At 51.8% G+C, this 16,156-nt stretch carries 10 protein-coding genes; 6 read left to right on the top strand and 4 right to left on the bottom strand.

Annotation, left to right across the window (positions count from 1 at the left end; translation table 11 throughout):
- The coding region (locus AC2215_RS13310; protein ID WP_486810496.1) for a two-partner secretion domain-containing protein at window positions 1-1,223 on the bottom strand (1,223 nt) is incomplete at its 3' end.
- 811 nt (window positions 1,224-2,034) lie between these two features.
- On the opposite strand from AC2215_RS13310, the gene gloB reads away from it, so the two are divergent.
- From gloB to AC2215_RS13295, 3 genes are read left to right on the top strand one after another with little or no spacing between them, the layout of a single operon-like run.
- Window positions 2,035-2,808: a hydroxyacylglutathione hydrolase gene (gloB, locus tag AC2215_RS13305; protein WP_486810495.1), complete on the top strand. Its 774-nt coding sequence runs from the start codon at window positions 2,035-2,037 to the stop codon at window positions 2,806-2,808.
- Window positions 2,809-2,840: 32 nt separating this feature from the next.
- Window positions 2,841-3,320: a hypothetical protein gene (locus AC2215_RS13300; RefSeq protein ID WP_486810494.1), complete on the top strand. Its 480-nt coding sequence runs from the start codon at window positions 2,841-2,843 to the stop codon at window positions 3,318-3,320.
- 34 nt (window positions 3,321-3,354) lie between these two features.
- Window positions 3,355-4,518: a hypothetical protein gene (locus AC2215_RS13295; protein WP_486810493.1), complete on the top strand. Its 1,164-nt coding sequence runs from the start codon at window positions 3,355-3,357 to the stop codon at window positions 4,516-4,518.
- A gap of 147 nt (window positions 4,519-4,665) precedes the next feature.
- On the opposite strand, the gene AC2215_RS13290 is transcribed toward AC2215_RS13295, so the two are convergent.
- Window positions 4,666-5,307 carry a Uma2 family endonuclease gene (locus tag AC2215_RS13290; RefSeq protein WP_486810492.1) on the bottom strand — a complete coding sequence of 214 codons (642 nt, stop codon included), beginning with the start codon at window positions 5,305-5,307 and terminating at the stop codon, window positions 4,666-4,668.
- A gap of 268 nt (window positions 5,308-5,575) precedes the next feature.
- Between AC2215_RS13290 and AC2215_RS13285 the strand changes: the two genes are divergently transcribed.
- Both AC2215_RS13285 and AC2215_RS13280 read left to right on the top strand, forming a co-directional pair.
- A complete protein-coding gene (locus tag AC2215_RS13285) occupies window positions 5,576-7,240 on the top strand; it encodes an efflux RND transporter periplasmic adaptor subunit (RefSeq protein ID WP_486810491.1) in 1,665 nt (554 codons plus the stop codon).
- Window positions 7,241-7,333: 93 nt separating this feature from the next.
- Entirely contained in the window at window positions 7,334-10,456 is a 3,123-nt protein-coding gene (locus AC2215_RS13280; protein WP_486810490.1) for an efflux RND transporter permease subunit, read from the top strand.
- 398 nt (window positions 10,457-10,854) lie between these two features.
- On the opposite strand, the gene AC2215_RS13275 is transcribed toward AC2215_RS13280, so the two are convergent.
- Complete coding sequence (locus tag AC2215_RS13275) at window positions 10,855-13,692, bottom strand: CHAT domain-containing protein (RefSeq protein WP_486810489.1); 2,838 nt, start codon at window positions 13,690-13,692, stop codon at window positions 10,855-10,857.
- 418 nt (window positions 13,693-14,110) lie between these two features.
- Between AC2215_RS13275 and AC2215_RS13270 the strand changes: the two genes are divergently transcribed.
- Window positions 14,111-14,875, top strand: coding sequence for a FecR family protein (locus AC2215_RS13270; protein ID WP_486810488.1), 765 nt, complete (start codon window positions 14,111-14,113; stop codon window positions 14,873-14,875).
- 137 nt (window positions 14,876-15,012) lie between these two features.
- On the opposite strand, the gene cobA is transcribed toward AC2215_RS13270, so the two are convergent.
- Window positions 15,013-15,771 carry a uroporphyrinogen-III C-methyltransferase gene (gene cobA / locus AC2215_RS13265; protein ID WP_486810487.1) on the bottom strand — a complete coding sequence of 253 codons (759 nt, stop codon included), beginning with the start codon at window positions 15,769-15,771 and terminating at the stop codon, window positions 15,013-15,015.
- Window positions 15,772-16,156 lie beyond the last annotated feature (385 nt).

Here is a 16,156-nt window from a genome sequence, read left to right as displayed (position 1 = left end):
GTGTGGGGTGTGGGGAAAGAACTGCCTCGGGCGCTAATATTGCCGAAAAATTGGGTAGTATCGTCTGCCCAAAGGATGACTCGTCCCCCATCCCCTTGTTGCAATGCATCGGCAAAAATTGTGGTTTGGGCATCGACAAAGGTAACCTGGGCGTTGGGAATCGTACCTAGCCCCTGAAAGTCGCCCCCGATGAAAATATTACCCCCACCGTCGATTCCCGAAGCATCGAGAGTTGCACCGAGTAAGGCAATGCGATCGCCTAAAACTTGGATCGTTTGTTGCCCTGAATTTTCCGTTGAGGTAATTTGACGGTTCTCGCCACGAACCGTGAGTTCGCCGCCGAGAATCACATCGCCCGATCTCGGTTTGATAACGGCATCTGAACTGGCTAAACTCAGGGTTCCATCGTCGCCCACGGTAATTTGACTCGCACTGTCTTCCCCATCTCCTCCGGTCAGTAACTCCGGTAAAGAAAGCGGGTTTAATTGAGGATTGGAATCTGTTGGATAGACCTCTAGGTTGAGAACGTTACCATCGGCACTCAACCGCAGAATATTTTCCCCCGGAACGGCCGTCACGGAAATATTTCCGTCGGCGGATTCTAGGGTTCCCGTATTGACGATCGCCCCCCCGAATAAATTCAAATTATTACCCGCTAAAACGGCTAAATTCCCTTCATTGACGATCGCCCCCGGATTCGTCGTCGCGAAATCAAAGGCCTCGGGATTTCCCACCAAATTCGACCAGTTATTCTCCCCCAGGGCATCGAGCCAGCCACCGCCATCAAAGCCAATTCCCGTGGCCGTCGTCGCGGTAAAATCAGCGGTCACGTTTAAGCTCGCACCGTCGCCAAAAACGATACCGGCTGGATTAATTAAGAAAAGATTAGAATTTCCGCCAGAAACTTGAATTAACCCATCAATATAACTTGCCTTTCCCCCGGTCACACTGCCCAAAATATTTTCGATATTTGGGTAAGAAATAAAGTTCGCTGTTTGCCCTTCTTCTAATCCAAATTCCTCGAAACGATGAAATAAGTTGGCGCCATCTTCCGATAGTTCTCCCCCTTCAATATCAAATCGATCGCCTTCAGGATTGACCAGGGTTCCGGTGCTATCAGCTTCCGGTACGATCGATTCGGCAAAGGTCGCCACGGGGAGAAAGACAATCCAAGTACTCTGAGCGATCGCCCACATTAATTTAGAGAAAGTCTCGTGCGTCATCTGGGGCTTTATCATGCGTAAAATCAAGAATTTGAAGCGTTAAGATTGGAAAAAAAATTAATTGCGTTGCTATTCGTCACGATTTTTTTCAGCATTCAGCTATTAGCCGTTAGTCATTATTTTAAAACTTCAGTCGAGCAATGTACTTTAACCTAGACTCAGCTAAAAATCCTAAGTTTTTGGCTGAGATTAAGCATTAAAAGCTGATAGATGACCGCACGAATACTTATATTTTTCCGAATTTTTTCTCGGTTTTTCTGCGGCAGGTTTAAAAATTTTCGAATCGACCGAAGCCCACCTAAACAATTTTCCTTTTGTTATCCAAACGAGCCGACTCAAAACTTCAATCGTGCGAGTACCTTTTCAATAGACTGAGTGAAGTATTATTTATCGTAGTCGATCGGGTAAACATTCGCTCGATCTCTTGCTGACATTCCGCCAAGTCGATGCAAAATATCCTCTGTCTCCAACATCGACCGGAAAGCATCCAAACCATCGAAACCTGTGGATTTGTCGATCTAAAACTCCCAGCTAAACCCCCAGCCCATTCGATACAATTTCCCTATGTACGCGGTGTGCAACTTTAGGCCCTCGCCATAGAGCGATCGAGTAGACTTATCCCTCTTTTCCCCTTCCCCCTTTCCCTTTGACCCCGAGCGAGGGGGTTTTGGAGAATTAAGTCGCACATGGCGTTCAGTGGGATTGTGCGAGTTCCCTTGGAACGTTTTCAAAACCCCGATCGATACCCAATTCGACGCGGTACGATTGACTTTGTTCCATATCCGTATCGTAATAGTTAGGCCAATAAACCGTGCAAGTTTTCCGACTCCCCGTCCTTTCCGATAACTATATTTTTCTCCTCTACGATGCCGGGCAGCGTCAAGCCGCCGTTGTCGATCCCGCCGTTGCCGATCCGGTTTTGGATCGATTGCGTCGCTTGGATGCCGAATTAGTGGCGATTTTCAATACCCACCACCACGGCGATCATGTTGGCGGCAACGCCAAACTGTTGCAGCATTTTCCTAAACTGACAGTTTATGGCGGAGTCGAAGATCGGGGTAGAATTCCCGGACAGCAGGTGTTTTTGCAAGAGGGCGATCGGGTTGAGTTTGCCCGTCGCCAGGGAGAAGTGTTCTTCGTACCGGGACATACCCGCGCTCACATCGCCTACTATTTCCCCCCAGAAACCCCAACCGAGACAGGGGAATTGTTCTGTGGCGATACCCTGTTTGCCGGGGGTTGTGGCCGCTTGTTTGAGGGAACTCCCGCCCAGATGGTAGACTCCCTGAGCAAATTGCGGCAACTTCCCGATAACACCCGCGTCTGGTGCGCCCACGAGTACACGCTCAACAATCTCAAATTTGCTCTGACGGTGGATGGGGGGAATCTGGATTTGCAACGGCGATTCGAGGCGGTACGGAAACAGCGCCGCCAAAACGAGGCGACGGTTCCGTCTTTACTGGGCATCGAGAAGCAAACGAATCCTTTTTTGCGCTGGGACGAACCGAGTTTGCAAGGGGCGATGGGAACGGAAGAACCGGTGCGGACGTTTGGGCGGTTGCGGGGGAAAAAGGATTTGTTTTAAAGAGGGCTTAGAAGTGCTCCAACTGAAAGATCGTGACCGTACAAATTTTGATTGACTATAAAACGATTGACTCTCCAGAATGGATAACGGTTGAATTTTCTCCTGAAGAGTATTTTGACTACGACTATATCGAACCCGATGAGAAAGTAGAATGGGATTGCGTTCCAGAATACGATCGTGCAATCGATTATTTAGATATCGAACTCGATCGCATTTCCAAGACTCATCTGAGGATTATCGATCGCGACGCTCAAGTCACTCGAGAAATCAAAACAACATTTTGGAATAAAGGTGACAATACGTTTGCTGAATGTACTGAAAAAGGAGTGGGTGTCGATAAATCTTTAAATAACTGGCGACTGATAATTAGCACCAAGCTACAAGACGAGCCAGCGCTCTATGAAATTATGAGATTTATCAAAAAAGAAGAGTCTATTTTCTTGGAAGCGCATTGGGTATTTGAAATCGATGAGAATGGAAATGAAATCGATCTAACAGTGTATCCGAATTGAGAATAGGAACTCTATTTAATTAGAATCGAGTTAAATGACGGATTCGATCGCACTTCCAGCCCTCATCCTTGGTTCTCGCAACCAACTCCATTTGTTGATGTTCGACGATCGAACTCGGCAATACGTTGCCATCGACAAAAATACGCTGTTCGATATCGATCGCCACGGCAAATACACCATCGATCGAATTGCGCGCACGTCCTCCTATATTTTCGTCGTTATCAATCATTTAGACGCTCGAGGAAAACACGATTCTTATCTGATTCAACTCAACTTCACCTTCGAAGAAGTCGATCGCAGAATTTTTCAACATATCGCAGCTTTAGAAATTTATAGAGAAGATGTTTTCATCAGTAGCGAAGGAGATTTTATCGCTCTCAAAGATTTAAATCCAACATTCAATATTTTAGGTCGGGTGGGTTTGCAGACCTGGGGCAGTTATAAGAAAAATGCTCACGATATCTTCATTCATCAAAATATTGCCTATTTACTCGACAATATTGAATATCCCGTTTTTATTTTTAAAGTCGATATTTCGGATTTGAGGAATCTTCAAATTATCGATCGCCAAGAAATTATCGACTGCTACATCCATCTCGACGCACAATGGTTGAATACTCAGGATTCTAATCCGTTATGGTATATTCTCCATTCTTACAGTCATCGCGGCGGATACGGTCAGAATATTAATATTGACGATGGTTCCGATGCACTCATTCGCGGTCAATTCCACATTTTTCAAAATGGCAGACTTAATGGTGAAAGCAAAATCTCGAATTATCTAGATGCTCGTTCGGGGACTGAAATTATTGCGATAACGAAAACTGAGCCAGCCTGGGCAATTTTTCAAGAAGAGAACGAACGGGTATATCTTGCCAAAGTGACGGGCAATCGCACTTCGATTTCATTGGAAAAGTATATCGATCTACTGCCTCTCATGACGGCTGGTTTAGAAGAATCAGAACGGTTTCGAGTGCAGGATGCAAATCTCCTCATGCAGGTCAAAGATAATTTACTCTATATTCTCTTAACTCGATCGAATTGCATTACCGTGGAGGATGAATATGGTGATGACTCGATTTCATTTAACGAAGTTCAAATTTTAGTTGTCGACCCTCAAGAGAAATGCAACATGATTTTGAATCACACTCTTGAACTCGAACGCGATACGATTCGAGCTTTTGACTTCCTATCCTAAATTTATAGCGCTTCGCGCAGGTTTATTTATACTCTTGAAGAAAGAGGTTTTTCTATTCCCGATTCCCGATTCCCGATTCCCCATGACTGAAAATGTGTAATGATACCAGCGCGAACTTCGATAATTTATATCCCAATCGAGGCCATACTATTCAACGCTCCGATTGACCCACTTTCTAAACTGTTTCATCGTTGCATTTCTACCTTCAATTCGACTTCGCTCGAGGTATTCTGGAATTTTTTGAGCCAGTGGTAATCCTGGAAACCAGTAGCTGGTATTGAACTGCACGTATTCACCACCATCGAGTCGATAAATACTCAACGCTTTCCCATCAAACTTCCAAAGCTCTTTCACCCCTAACACGCAATAATTTTGGAGTGTCGTGCGAGATGTAATATCAATTTCGATCGCTAAGTCCGGAGGTGGATCGATGTCTAAATTTATGCGTTTTTTACCGCGAATTTTGGGTTCGTTTTCGATATAAAAACAATCATCAGCTTCTACACCGCCATCCATTGCCTGACTTTTAAACGTCGTCGACCCCAAACTTCTAAATTCGAGATCGAGTTCTTCTAAGATGACTTTGATAAAGTCTCCTATCATCACCTTGTCATCCTCATGTTCGGGCAGGGGATTCATAATTTCTAAAACACCTTGGCTGTAGTTCACTCGGGTGGTGCGATCGTGACCTAAGTCTGCCAGAATCTTTTCGTAAGCCGACCAACTAATATCTTCAATTAGAAGTTGACTTCCAGGGGGAACAACAATTTGTTTTAAAGTAATTTTCATCTCGAAACACGCCTCGCAGTTTCGACTTCAGTTTTAATGTACCGCGAACGTCACTTGACGATCGCAAACCCTCACCCAACCTCCACAATCGATCGAGCCGATCGAATTTCTGGCCTAATTCCATGTCAAATTGAACGATCTGCGTCAAAATATTAAGTAGAAAGTAAATATTTGTAAACTACATCCGACTCAACTCGGTGCACGCAAGTAGGGGTAGAGAAAGACAGTGGCGTACGAAAAACTATCGGAGACTGGAGTCTCTCGATCTATGGAAACAGGGGATACTGAGGAAGGCGAGCTTCAAGAGGCGGTGCAGCAACTCGAAACTCAGCTCGAACGAGAGCGCCAGTCGGGCTTAGAGAAACCCCCGCGCCGAGAAGGAGGAATTCCCTGGCGGGCATTGTTGTGCGGCTTAGCCGCTGGGTTCGCTCTAGCATTTGTCGCCGGACGCGCCGCCAATCGTCCCTCCCAGGAGGAAGCGCCCCCACCCACTCCACAAGTCACCGCTCCCACCCAAACCGTCAGCGCAGCTCTCGTCGAAGCCGCCCGAGTCGAACGTACCCTCGAGGTGACTGGAACCGTCCGCCCTCGGAATCTGCTGCCGATTTTGCCCCAGACGAACGGATTGCAAATTCTGGAAGTTCGGGTAGATGAAGGGGATTACGTGGAAGCGGGTCAAATCCTGGCAGTCCTCGACGATGCCGTACTGCAAACCCAGATCGATCGCGCCCAATCTCAAATTTCCTCCGCCAACTCGAGCGTCGCCCAAGCCGAAGCGGGAATCGCCCAAGCCGAAGCCGCCCGCCTAGAAGCCCAAGCGGGAGTCAGCCAAGCCGAAGCGGGAGTCGAACAGGCCCAAGCCGGAGTCGCCCAAGCCGAAGCGGGGGTCGAACAAGCCCAAGCTGCAACCGCACGCGCCCGGACGGGTATCGTCCAAGCCCAAGCGGAACTCGCTCGAGCCCAAGCCAGACAAGACCAAGCCGAGCGGGAATACCAGCGCTACCAAAATCTCGCAACTAGCGGCGCAGTCAGCCAGCAAGAAGCGGAAGTTCGTCAGACGGATGTCAAAACAGCCCGCGAGGATGTGCGAGTCGAGCTCGCCAATATTACGGCGGCTCAGACGGAGGTCAGTAACGCCCAGGCTAACGAAGCCAATGCCCGCGCCACCCTCGCGAACGCCGAAGCCAATGTTGACAACGCCCAAGCCAACGTGGAGAGCGCCCGCGCCCGCCTCGAAAGTGCCGATGCCAACGTGCTCGCTTCTACGGCGAGTACCGACAGCGCCCAGGCCGGGGTTCTCGGGGAAATTGCCAATGTCAACCAACTCGAAACCCAACTCGAACAAACCCTGGTGCGCGCCCCCGAAAGCGGCATTATCGCCGAACGGTTCGCTCAGGTGGGAGATGTAACCGGTAGCACTCAACTCTTTTCCATCATCAGCAACGGGGCCTTGGAACTCGACGCGGAAGTGCCCGAAACCCTCCTCCCTCAAGTGCGTCCGGGAATGGGGGTTCGGATTACCTCCGATGCCGACGATCGCCTGAACTTGCGGGGTTCGGTACGGGAAATTGCTCCGATTCTCGATGAAGCCACCCGGGAGGCGATCGTGGAAATCGACCTCCCAGCCAGCGACCTGTTGCGCCCCGGCATGTTCCTCAACGCGACCATCGCCACCGACACCGCCCCCGGTCTCACCGTTCCCGCCCAGGCGGTACTTCCCCAACCCGACGGCAGCAAAATCGCCTACAAACTCACCGAAGAGAACATCGCCATCGCCCAAACCGTCACCGTTGGCGAAATCATCGGCGACGACACCCAAGATTTGACCGATGCGAGGATCGAAATTATCGCCGGCTTAAATGAGGGCGATCGAATCGTCGTCTCCGGCGCGGGATACCTCAAAGATGGCGATCGCGTCACGGTGAGCGATTGATGAATTCGGAATTCGGAATTCGGAATTGGGGAGAATGTTGAATTCATCACCCCATCACCCCCTCTCCCCGTCCCCCCCCTCTCCCCCTAATCCATGAACATCTCCTCCTGGTCGATTAAAAGTCCCGTTCCTACCCTGGTTTTATTCCTCATCTTGACTGTCATTGGCTGGATGTCGTTTCAGACTTTGGGGATCGACCAAAACCCGAATATCGATATTCCCGTTGTTTCCGTAAATGTCAGCCAGCCAGGAGCGGGACCGGCAGAACTTGAATCCCAGGTGACGCGGAAGGTGGAAGATGCCGTGGCGGGATTGGGGAATATCGACGAGTTGCGATCGACCGTTGTCGAAGGGGTTTCGACGACAGTGATTAACTTCGACCTGGGAACCGATACCGATCGCGCCACCAATGACGTGCGCAATGCCGTCTCGGAAATTCGCCAGGATTTACCGGCCGATATTAACGATCCGGTGGTGAAGCGGTTGGAGTTTTCCGGGGGGGCGATTATGGCCTATGCCGTCCGATCGGATCGGCGTTCGGTGGAGGAGTTGAGCAACCTCGTCGATCGGCAAATTAGCCGCGCCCTGCTGAGCGTACCGGGGGTGGCGCAAATCGATCGGGTGGGGGGCGTCGATCGCGAAATTTCGATCCAACTCAACCCCGATCGCCTCACGGCTTTGGGCATTACCGCCACTCAAGTCAACGATCGCATTCGCGCCCTCAACACCAACCTCTCCGGAGGGCGATCGGAAACGGGGGGCAGCGAGAAAAGCATTCGTACCCTTGGCAGCGCCCCAACGGTTGAGGAGTTACGAGACTATCCCATCATTCTCCCCAACGGCGATTCCATTCCCCTCTCGGCTTTGGGAGACGTCACCGATAGTTTTGCCGAACCCCGGCAGTTAGCCGAATTTACCGCCTCCGACGATGTCAGCGTGCCGGTGGTGGCCTTCAACGTTCTCCGCAGTACCGGCAGTACCCTCGTTTCCGTGGAAGAAGGGGTGCGCGAGGAAGTCGAAAAATTGCAAAATGGCATCCTCTCGGAAGACATCGACATCGAACTCCTCTTCACCCGCGCCGATTCCATCCGGGAATCCTACGACGACACCATCATGGCCCTGATTTTGGGCTGCCTCCTGACGACGGCGACGGTGGGGCTATTTTTGCGGGATTGGCGGGCAACCCTGATTACTGGATTGGCGCTGCCGCTGTCGATCGTCCCCACCTTTTTCGTCATGCAAGCCCTCGACTACACGCTCAATGGGATGAGTTTGCTGGCGCTATCTCTGGCGGTGGGGAACTTGGTGGATGATGCGATTTGTACCATCGAAAATATCGATAGCCATCTCGATCGCGGCAAACGACCCTTCCAAGCTGCCCTCGATGGGATGGCGGAAATCGGTCTGGCGGTTGTGGCAACAACTGCCACCATCGTCGCCGTGTTCCTCCCCGTTGCGTTTATGGGTGGGGTTCCCGGTCAGTTTTTCCGACCCTTTGGGGTAACTGTTGCTGTTTCCACCATGTTTTCGACCCTGGTGGCGACGACGATGACACCGATGCTGGCGGCCTATCTCCTCAAACCCCGGGGTCTTTCAGAAAACTCCTCTGACTCATCCGATTTGTCCCTCTCCGCGTCCCTCAAAAAACCCGGACCCTACCGGCGCGCCCTCACCTGGGCCCTACGCCATCGAATCACCACGCTGCTGATTGCGATCGCCTTTTTTCTCGCCAGCTTGCAACTGGTTCCCTATATTCCTAAAGGACTGTTTAGCAGTCCCGATCGGGGTTTGAGTACGATTCAGGTGGAACTTCCCCCCGGTTCGACATTAGCGCAAACCAAAGCGGTGACCGATCGGATGACGCAAATCTTACTGCAACACCCAGCCACCAAAAACGTATTCGCCAATATCGGCAACGCCGGAACCGACGGTCAAATTAACGAAGCCACCCTCAGCGTTAACCTGCAACCGAAAGACGAACGGGAGGTTACCCAAAAAGAATTTGAAGCCCTCATGCGCCGTCAGTTTGCCGAGATTCCAGGGGCGCGGATGAGTTTTGAAGCCGGAGGTGGCGCGGGAAATAGCAAGGATGTTTCGATCGTTCTCAAAAGCGAAAACCCCGAAGCCTTGCAACAAGCCGCAAGAGACCTGGAAACTCAAATGCGGGGAATTTCCGGTTTGGTGGAAGTCACTTCTAGCGCGAGTTTGGTGAAGCCGGAGATTTCTATCGAACCCAATTTCGAGCGGGCCGCTGATTTGGGAGTTTCAGTACGGGCGATCGCCGAGACGGCAAAACTCGCCACCCTCGGGGACAACGAGGCCAACCTGGCGAAATTCGACCTTCCCGATCGACAAATCCCCATTCGCATCCAACTGGCCGAACGCTATCGCAACGATATCGAGACCCTGAAAAACCTGCAAATTCCCACCGATCGCGGCGGTTTGGTTCCCCTCTCCTCAGTCGCGGCGATTACCCTCGGTAGCGGCCCGGCCCAAATTCAACGGTTCGATCGGGCCCGTCAAGTCTCCGTGGAAGGCAACTTACAGGGGATGTCCCTTGGAGATGCGGTGGCAGCCGTCCAAGCCCTTCCCGCCATGAATCCCCTACCGGCCGGCGTGAGCGAGCAGCCTTCGGGGGATGCCGAAATTATGATCGATATTTTCTCTCGCTTCCTGGGCGCTTTGGGATTGGCAGTGCTGTGTATCTACGCCATTCTGGTTCTGCTCTACAATAACTTCCTCTATCCCTTTGCCATTTTGGTGGCACTTCCTTTATCCATTGGCGGTGCATTACTGGCCCTACTTCTGACGCAAAAAGAATTAGGATTGTTCGCCCTCATCGGCATTGTTTTGTTGATGGGATTAGTGACCAAAAATGCAATTTTGCTGGTCGATTGTACCCTGGCCAATCAAGAAGAAGGATTGCCTCAGTTCCGGGCAGTTGTAGAAGCGGGGGTTTCCCGCCTGCGCCCGATTTTCATGACGGCTATTTCCACCATCGCCGGAATGATGCCCATTGCCATGGAGTTGGGCGCTACCGGTGAAGTCCGTTCTCCCATGGCGATCGCCGTGATTGGCGGTTTCTCCACTTCGACGATGCTCACCCTAGTGGTGGTTCCGGTACTGTTTACCTACATCGATAATTTCCAAGGGGGATTTTTTAAAATCCTCAAAGGCGAGTTTCCCTGGCAGCGGCGTCTGGTCAGTCATAAGTGAGAGTGGGAAATGGGGAACGGGGAACGGGGAACGGGGAATGGGGAAGGGAGTATTGTTCTCCCCAGCTATAGCCGTATTCAGTCGGGTTAGGACAATAGTGCGAGCATCTTGCTCGCGTTTCCAACGATACGATTGTTGGAGGTGTCCTAACTACAGTGAATACCGCTATAGCAGTAAGCCCACGCACTATCAGGATTCAGCCATCAGTCAAAACCTTGCTATTTATAGCTTGTAGATTTTGTAGATGTCCTAACACATTTGCGTAGCGCTATATCTGGCTTTCAAGAGGCTTGTCCAACGCCCGAACGTCATCCAGAGTCGGCATCGCGGCGAGACGGCTTCAGCAAAACTGACGTTTGTTTACGGCTTTTGCCTCCAAAGCCCCCGAAGCTCATCCCTTACCGCCATTCCCCTTGCACCTCAAATGCCGCCCAGTAATAGGGGGATTTCCATTCATCCTGCTGCCAGAGTTCCCGTTGCGCTGCCTGTAATGCCGCTGCGGGAGATAAATCCTCTTGCAACATTTGCCGGTAAAATTCACTCATCAGCGCCGCCGTGCCCCGATCGTCTACACTCCACAAACTAACCACGATGCGCGGAACCCCCGCATACATAAAGCCCCGCGTCAGTCCCACGATTCCTTCTCCTTGAATCGTCTTACCCAAACCCGTCTGACAGGCACTCAAGACCACCAACTCTGCCGGTAAATCCAGGTTGTAAATATCGTGCAATCGCAAAAAGCCATTTTGAGGGATGCGCGATCGATCCACCAGGGAGAGCACCAGTCCCGACAAACCGGGGTTGATACTGTTAAAAAAGCCGTGGGTGGCGAAATGAATCGTCTGGTACTCGCGCAACTCGTCGCTAGTGGCGATCGCCCGGTTGGCATCAAATCCGATCGCCTCCAGGAGTTGCGCATCCTCGGGCATCAGGGCGGCAATGGTTTGCGCTTCTCGTTCCGTACCGGGGAGGCGAGTGGGCGGTACCCCCAAACCCGTATCGCGGGCAGAAGCCACCAGGAGGGGGTCGTCGTTCAGGTCGGCAATTTGTTCTTCTTCGGGGTCGAATAGGTTTTGCAGCCGAGGATCGTCTTCGCCACCGAACACCGGATCGGCAATTAGGGCGATGGTTTTGGGGGCGCGATCGCGATTTTCGACCCGATCGCGCATCGTGGCGAGGGCAGATGCTGAGGGCAAATTGACAATTTCCCGCTCGATCGCCAGGGGGATATAATCTGCTGCCGAAATCGTCAGTGCCGAGATGGGTGCGTAATGCAACACGCCATCGGCTGCCACTGCCAATCGATCGAACGCTTGAATCCGATCGGCCGCCGGCATCACGACCATTTCACTCAATGCCCGAGTCACCTGGGCCACTTTTTCCGGGCGTTGTCGCTGCCGCGCGGAGGTCATCACCGTCCGCACATTTCGCACGGCTCCTTCGATTTCCGTTTGGGGTGGTAGTTCGTAAGCCGTCATCGAATCGGAGGACACTGCCCAAAGGTAACTGCGCTCTTTCCCTAAAAAATACTGCAACAGCAACGTATCCTCATCGAGTACCTGTTTTTGCATCCCCGCTAAATCCAGAGGCTGGGGTTGAGTGAGGGCAGCGTAACTGGGACTGAGGCGGCGGATTTCTCCGCGAACGGTGTCGAGTTCTCCCAAGAAGGTTTGCAGTTCCGTGGCGATTTCTGCGGCTTGCTCTTCAGTATGCTCGCCGCTGAGGAGGGTGGTTTGTCGTTGCGCCAAACCGTTAATTTGCTGCTGCAAGCTGCGTTCTCGATCGCGCCATTTGGAATCGACCCCCTGGCGAATATCAATTCCCGACTCCTCCAACAGTTCCAACAGGGTACGGGTACGAGTGCGTTCGGCTGCGTGCAAAGCTTGCTCGTCGTATCCGGCATCGGGTTGCTGCCGGTGAAATTCCATCAGCAGGTCGATATAAAATTCGTAGAGGTCTTGAACCGTGCCGAAGTAGCGAGTCCGCAACCCTTCACTGGCGATGTTGGTGCGGCTGCGCAGGGTTTCGATAATTTCGATCGCCCCTTGGATGCGATCGAGGGCGGCTTGGGTATCGCCCCGTTCCCGTTCCACCCGCGCCATCCGATACAGGGTTTCGGCCTCCCCCCGTCGGTCTCCCACTTGTTGCCGCAAGGGCAGTGCTCGTTCGTAGTAGTCGAAGGCTTCAGTTGCGTCTCCTAAATTGGCATAGGAAACGCCGATATTGGTCAGGGTACTGGCCTCCCCGCGCCGGTCTCCCACTTGCTGCCACAGGGATAGCGCCCCTTCGTAGTCAACCAAGGCTTCGGCATCTTGCCCCAAGGCGCGTAAGGTATGACCGCGATTGTTGAGGGTGGCTGCTTTTTTGCGGGTCACGATGAGTTGGGTCGTGCTTTCCCCTTCAAGTTGCTCCCAAGTCGCCAAAATACGGTCGTAGGTTTCTTGCGCTTGTTGGTATTCTTCTAGCTGGGAGTACGCCGCCGCCACATTGAGCAAAATCGAGGCTTCGTACCCTTCCCCATCATTCACTTCCCTCGCAATGACCCGTGCCTCTTCGTAGAGGGTTAAGGCTCGTTCGGCATCGCCAAGTTGAGCGAAAACCTGACCGAGACCGTTGAGGGCGCTCGCTTCTCCGGTGCGGTAGTCGAGTTCGCTCCAAATCGATCGAGCGGTTTGGTAGGTGTCGATGGCTTCTTGATACTGACCCAGATCGGCGTAGACTTCGGCGAGGCTGGTAAGGATGTTGGCTTTGGAATTGCGATCGCCCTGCTGTTCGTACAGGGGTAAGACTTCTAAATAGGTGGCAACCGCTTTGTCTAACGCCCCCAGGTGGGTATAGGTGGAACCGAGAAAGGAGAGGACGAGGGTTTTCGTACTCAGATCGTTCTGCTCCCCAGCCAAAGTCCGGGCGGCTTCCCATTTCTCGATCGCCCCTCGCCAGGGCGCGATCGTCCTGTCGCTTTGACCTTCAATATAGAGCTGCATTCCCTCGTTGAAGAGTCGACCTGCGGTGGTAGCGTTCTCGAAGGCGATCGGAGCGAGGGGCAAAAAAGCAGCCGATTTCGAGTGGGGATGGAGTTTGAACTTCTCTGGGCTAGAGGCTTTGAGCCAATTCGATAGTCCGGGCGGCTCTCGAGCGGGTTCTATCGCCCGTTCTCTAAATCCCGTGGTGGGGATGTAGAAATACAGAATCCCGACGAACAAAGCGGCCTGAATTATTCGTTGCCCTGGAACCATTACCAATACTTAGAAACGCGATCGCATCTTGACAAGGCGATCGGTATAACCCTCCATCCTGATATTCATACACTTATGATATCATTATTTGTTTTAGCTAAACTAATATTATTTCGATCGAAAATTGACCTAAATCGATCGGTTTCACCTTCTCTTATGAATATTTCCCCCATGCTGGGGTTCGATTCCGGAAAATCTAAATTCTAAAGAAACCTCTGTTTTGGATCGGACTGTTTCCGGTGAGGGTGGGGAAGAGAGAATGGTGTACTTTCCTTCCCTCGGAGACATCTTCTCCGAGTGTTGTCCCCTCGCTTCCCATCTGCTTGTCGACCGCTCGAACGTCATCGAGAATCGGCATTCCGGTGAGGCGACTTCAGCAAAACAGACGTTAAATAATCGAGTTAGGAGAACGTACGAGATGACTCAATTGATGAGAGTTCATATCAAAAAACTGCTCTGGCGGTTGTTTTTGGGGGTGCTCGGCTGTGCGTGTTTAATCGGTGCGATCGCCTTTCCCCGTTTCCCGGCAAACGCCCAAATCACCCAAGCCACCGTCCAAGAAATTTTAGACGGAGACGAAGTTTTTATTGAGGAAGAAAAGGCCTCCCTCAACCAAATCGCGGATTTCAGCCAAACCGTCCGCACCCAAGACTCGCGCACGGCTCTTCTATTCAGCAATTTAGCAGCCGGACGACTGGCCCCGGAATCTTCCGTGGTCGTGGGTCAGTGCGTTGAAGTGCGCGAAGGTCAACTCGTCGCCAGCGGTCCGGTGAATGGCTGTCTGGGAGGATTTACTGCCGATGTCCGAGGCACGATTTACGTTCTCAATGCCGAAGATGAGGGTAGATTCCAAGTGCTCGAAGGAGAAGTGGAAATCGAACGAGCCGATGGAGAAACGGTTTCAGTTCCCCAAGGTCAGCAGGTTGCGATCGAAGACGGCGCACTCGCACAAGTGGAAGCGATCTCCGTTGAAGAATATATCGAAATCCTCGAAGGCGCTCTATTTCGAGGCTTTGAAGTTCCCCTCCCCGGTCAGGAACAACTCATCGATATCTGTAACGAACTGCGTCGAGATGCTCTAGGCGGCGATATCGGCAATGTTGTTGGCAGTGCCCTGGGGGTTCCCGAATGCCCTAGAGAACTCGGTATTGATGTCGACCCGGGTCTGAATTTGCCGTTCTAGGGGAATAGAGAATGGGGTGTGGGGTGTTGGGTGTGGGGTGTGGGGTGAACGGATGTCGGAACAATTCATCTCCCTTGTCTCCCTTGTCCCCTTGTCCCCTTGTCCCCTTGTCCCCTTGTCTCCTTGTCCCCTCCTCCCTAAACCTGCGGTTGCAACACACCTTGCAAGTTCACCACATTGCCGATAACGGCGATGGCGGGGGCTTCAAATCCGGTGGCTTCCACTCGTTCGACGATCGTTCCCAAAGTACCGATCAATTCTTCCTGTTCCGGTCGAGTACCCCAGCGAACTAGGGCAATCGGGGTTTGGGCATCGAGTCCGGCTTCGGTCAATCGATCGATTATCGTCGGTAAGTTGCGCACGCCCATGTAAATGACGATGGTTTCCGACCCGCGAGCGATCGCCGACCAGTTGACCTCCGGGCGGTATTTGCCCACCGCTTCGTGACCGGTCACGAAGGTCACCGAAGAACTGTAGTTGCGATGGGTGAGGGGAATCCCGGCATAGGCAGGTGCAGCAATCCCCGATGTCACCCCCGGCACAACTTCGACAGGAATGCCTGCAGCCCGCAAATCTTCCATTTCCTCACCACCGCGACCGAAAATAAAGGGATCGCCTCCCTTGAGTCGAACGATGACGGCGTGGGTTTGTGCTTTTTCGATCAGAATCTGGGTGATTTCCGGTTGAGACATCGAGTGCCGTCCCCGTCGTTTTCCGGCGTGAACGAGTTCGGCATAGGGACTGACCATTGCCATAATTTGCGGACTCGTCAGCGCGTCGTACACTACCACATCGGCACATTCAAGCAAGGTTTTACCGCGAACAGTTAACAAACCCGGATCGCCAGGTCCTGCACCGACTAAGTAGACTTTACCCAAACATTTGTTGTGATTCATTATTGTATCGATCGTCTTTAGAAAGTGTTTCGCGTGAAGTGAGAGTTTTGAAGTTGAGATTTGGCGCTCGCTTCTCGAGATGGAAGCAATCCTTTGAAATCCCCTAAACTGGTATGCAGATATTCTACGGGAGCGACCCGAGAAGTCAAACACCTGCACCAAAATCTTTCTCTTTTTATCGTTTTTTATCCACCGGATTCGTACCGAGATTGGGATGAATTAATTTGAAAGGATTTACCCGGTGGAAAGTCACTTTTTTTCATGACCCTGGCTCTGTCTTGAGCGATACCAGAAGGGCGATTGAGAGAATTTTTAATCTTTTTATCTTATCCTATATTACAGAGTAATTTACATGGGGAAAGTATTATCGATTGAATTTTATATT

The sequence above is a fragment of the Zarconia sp. genome (assembly GCF_057467645.1).
Note: the sequence above shows the minus strand (reverse complement) of the source record. Positions and strands in the feature narration are given on the sequence as shown.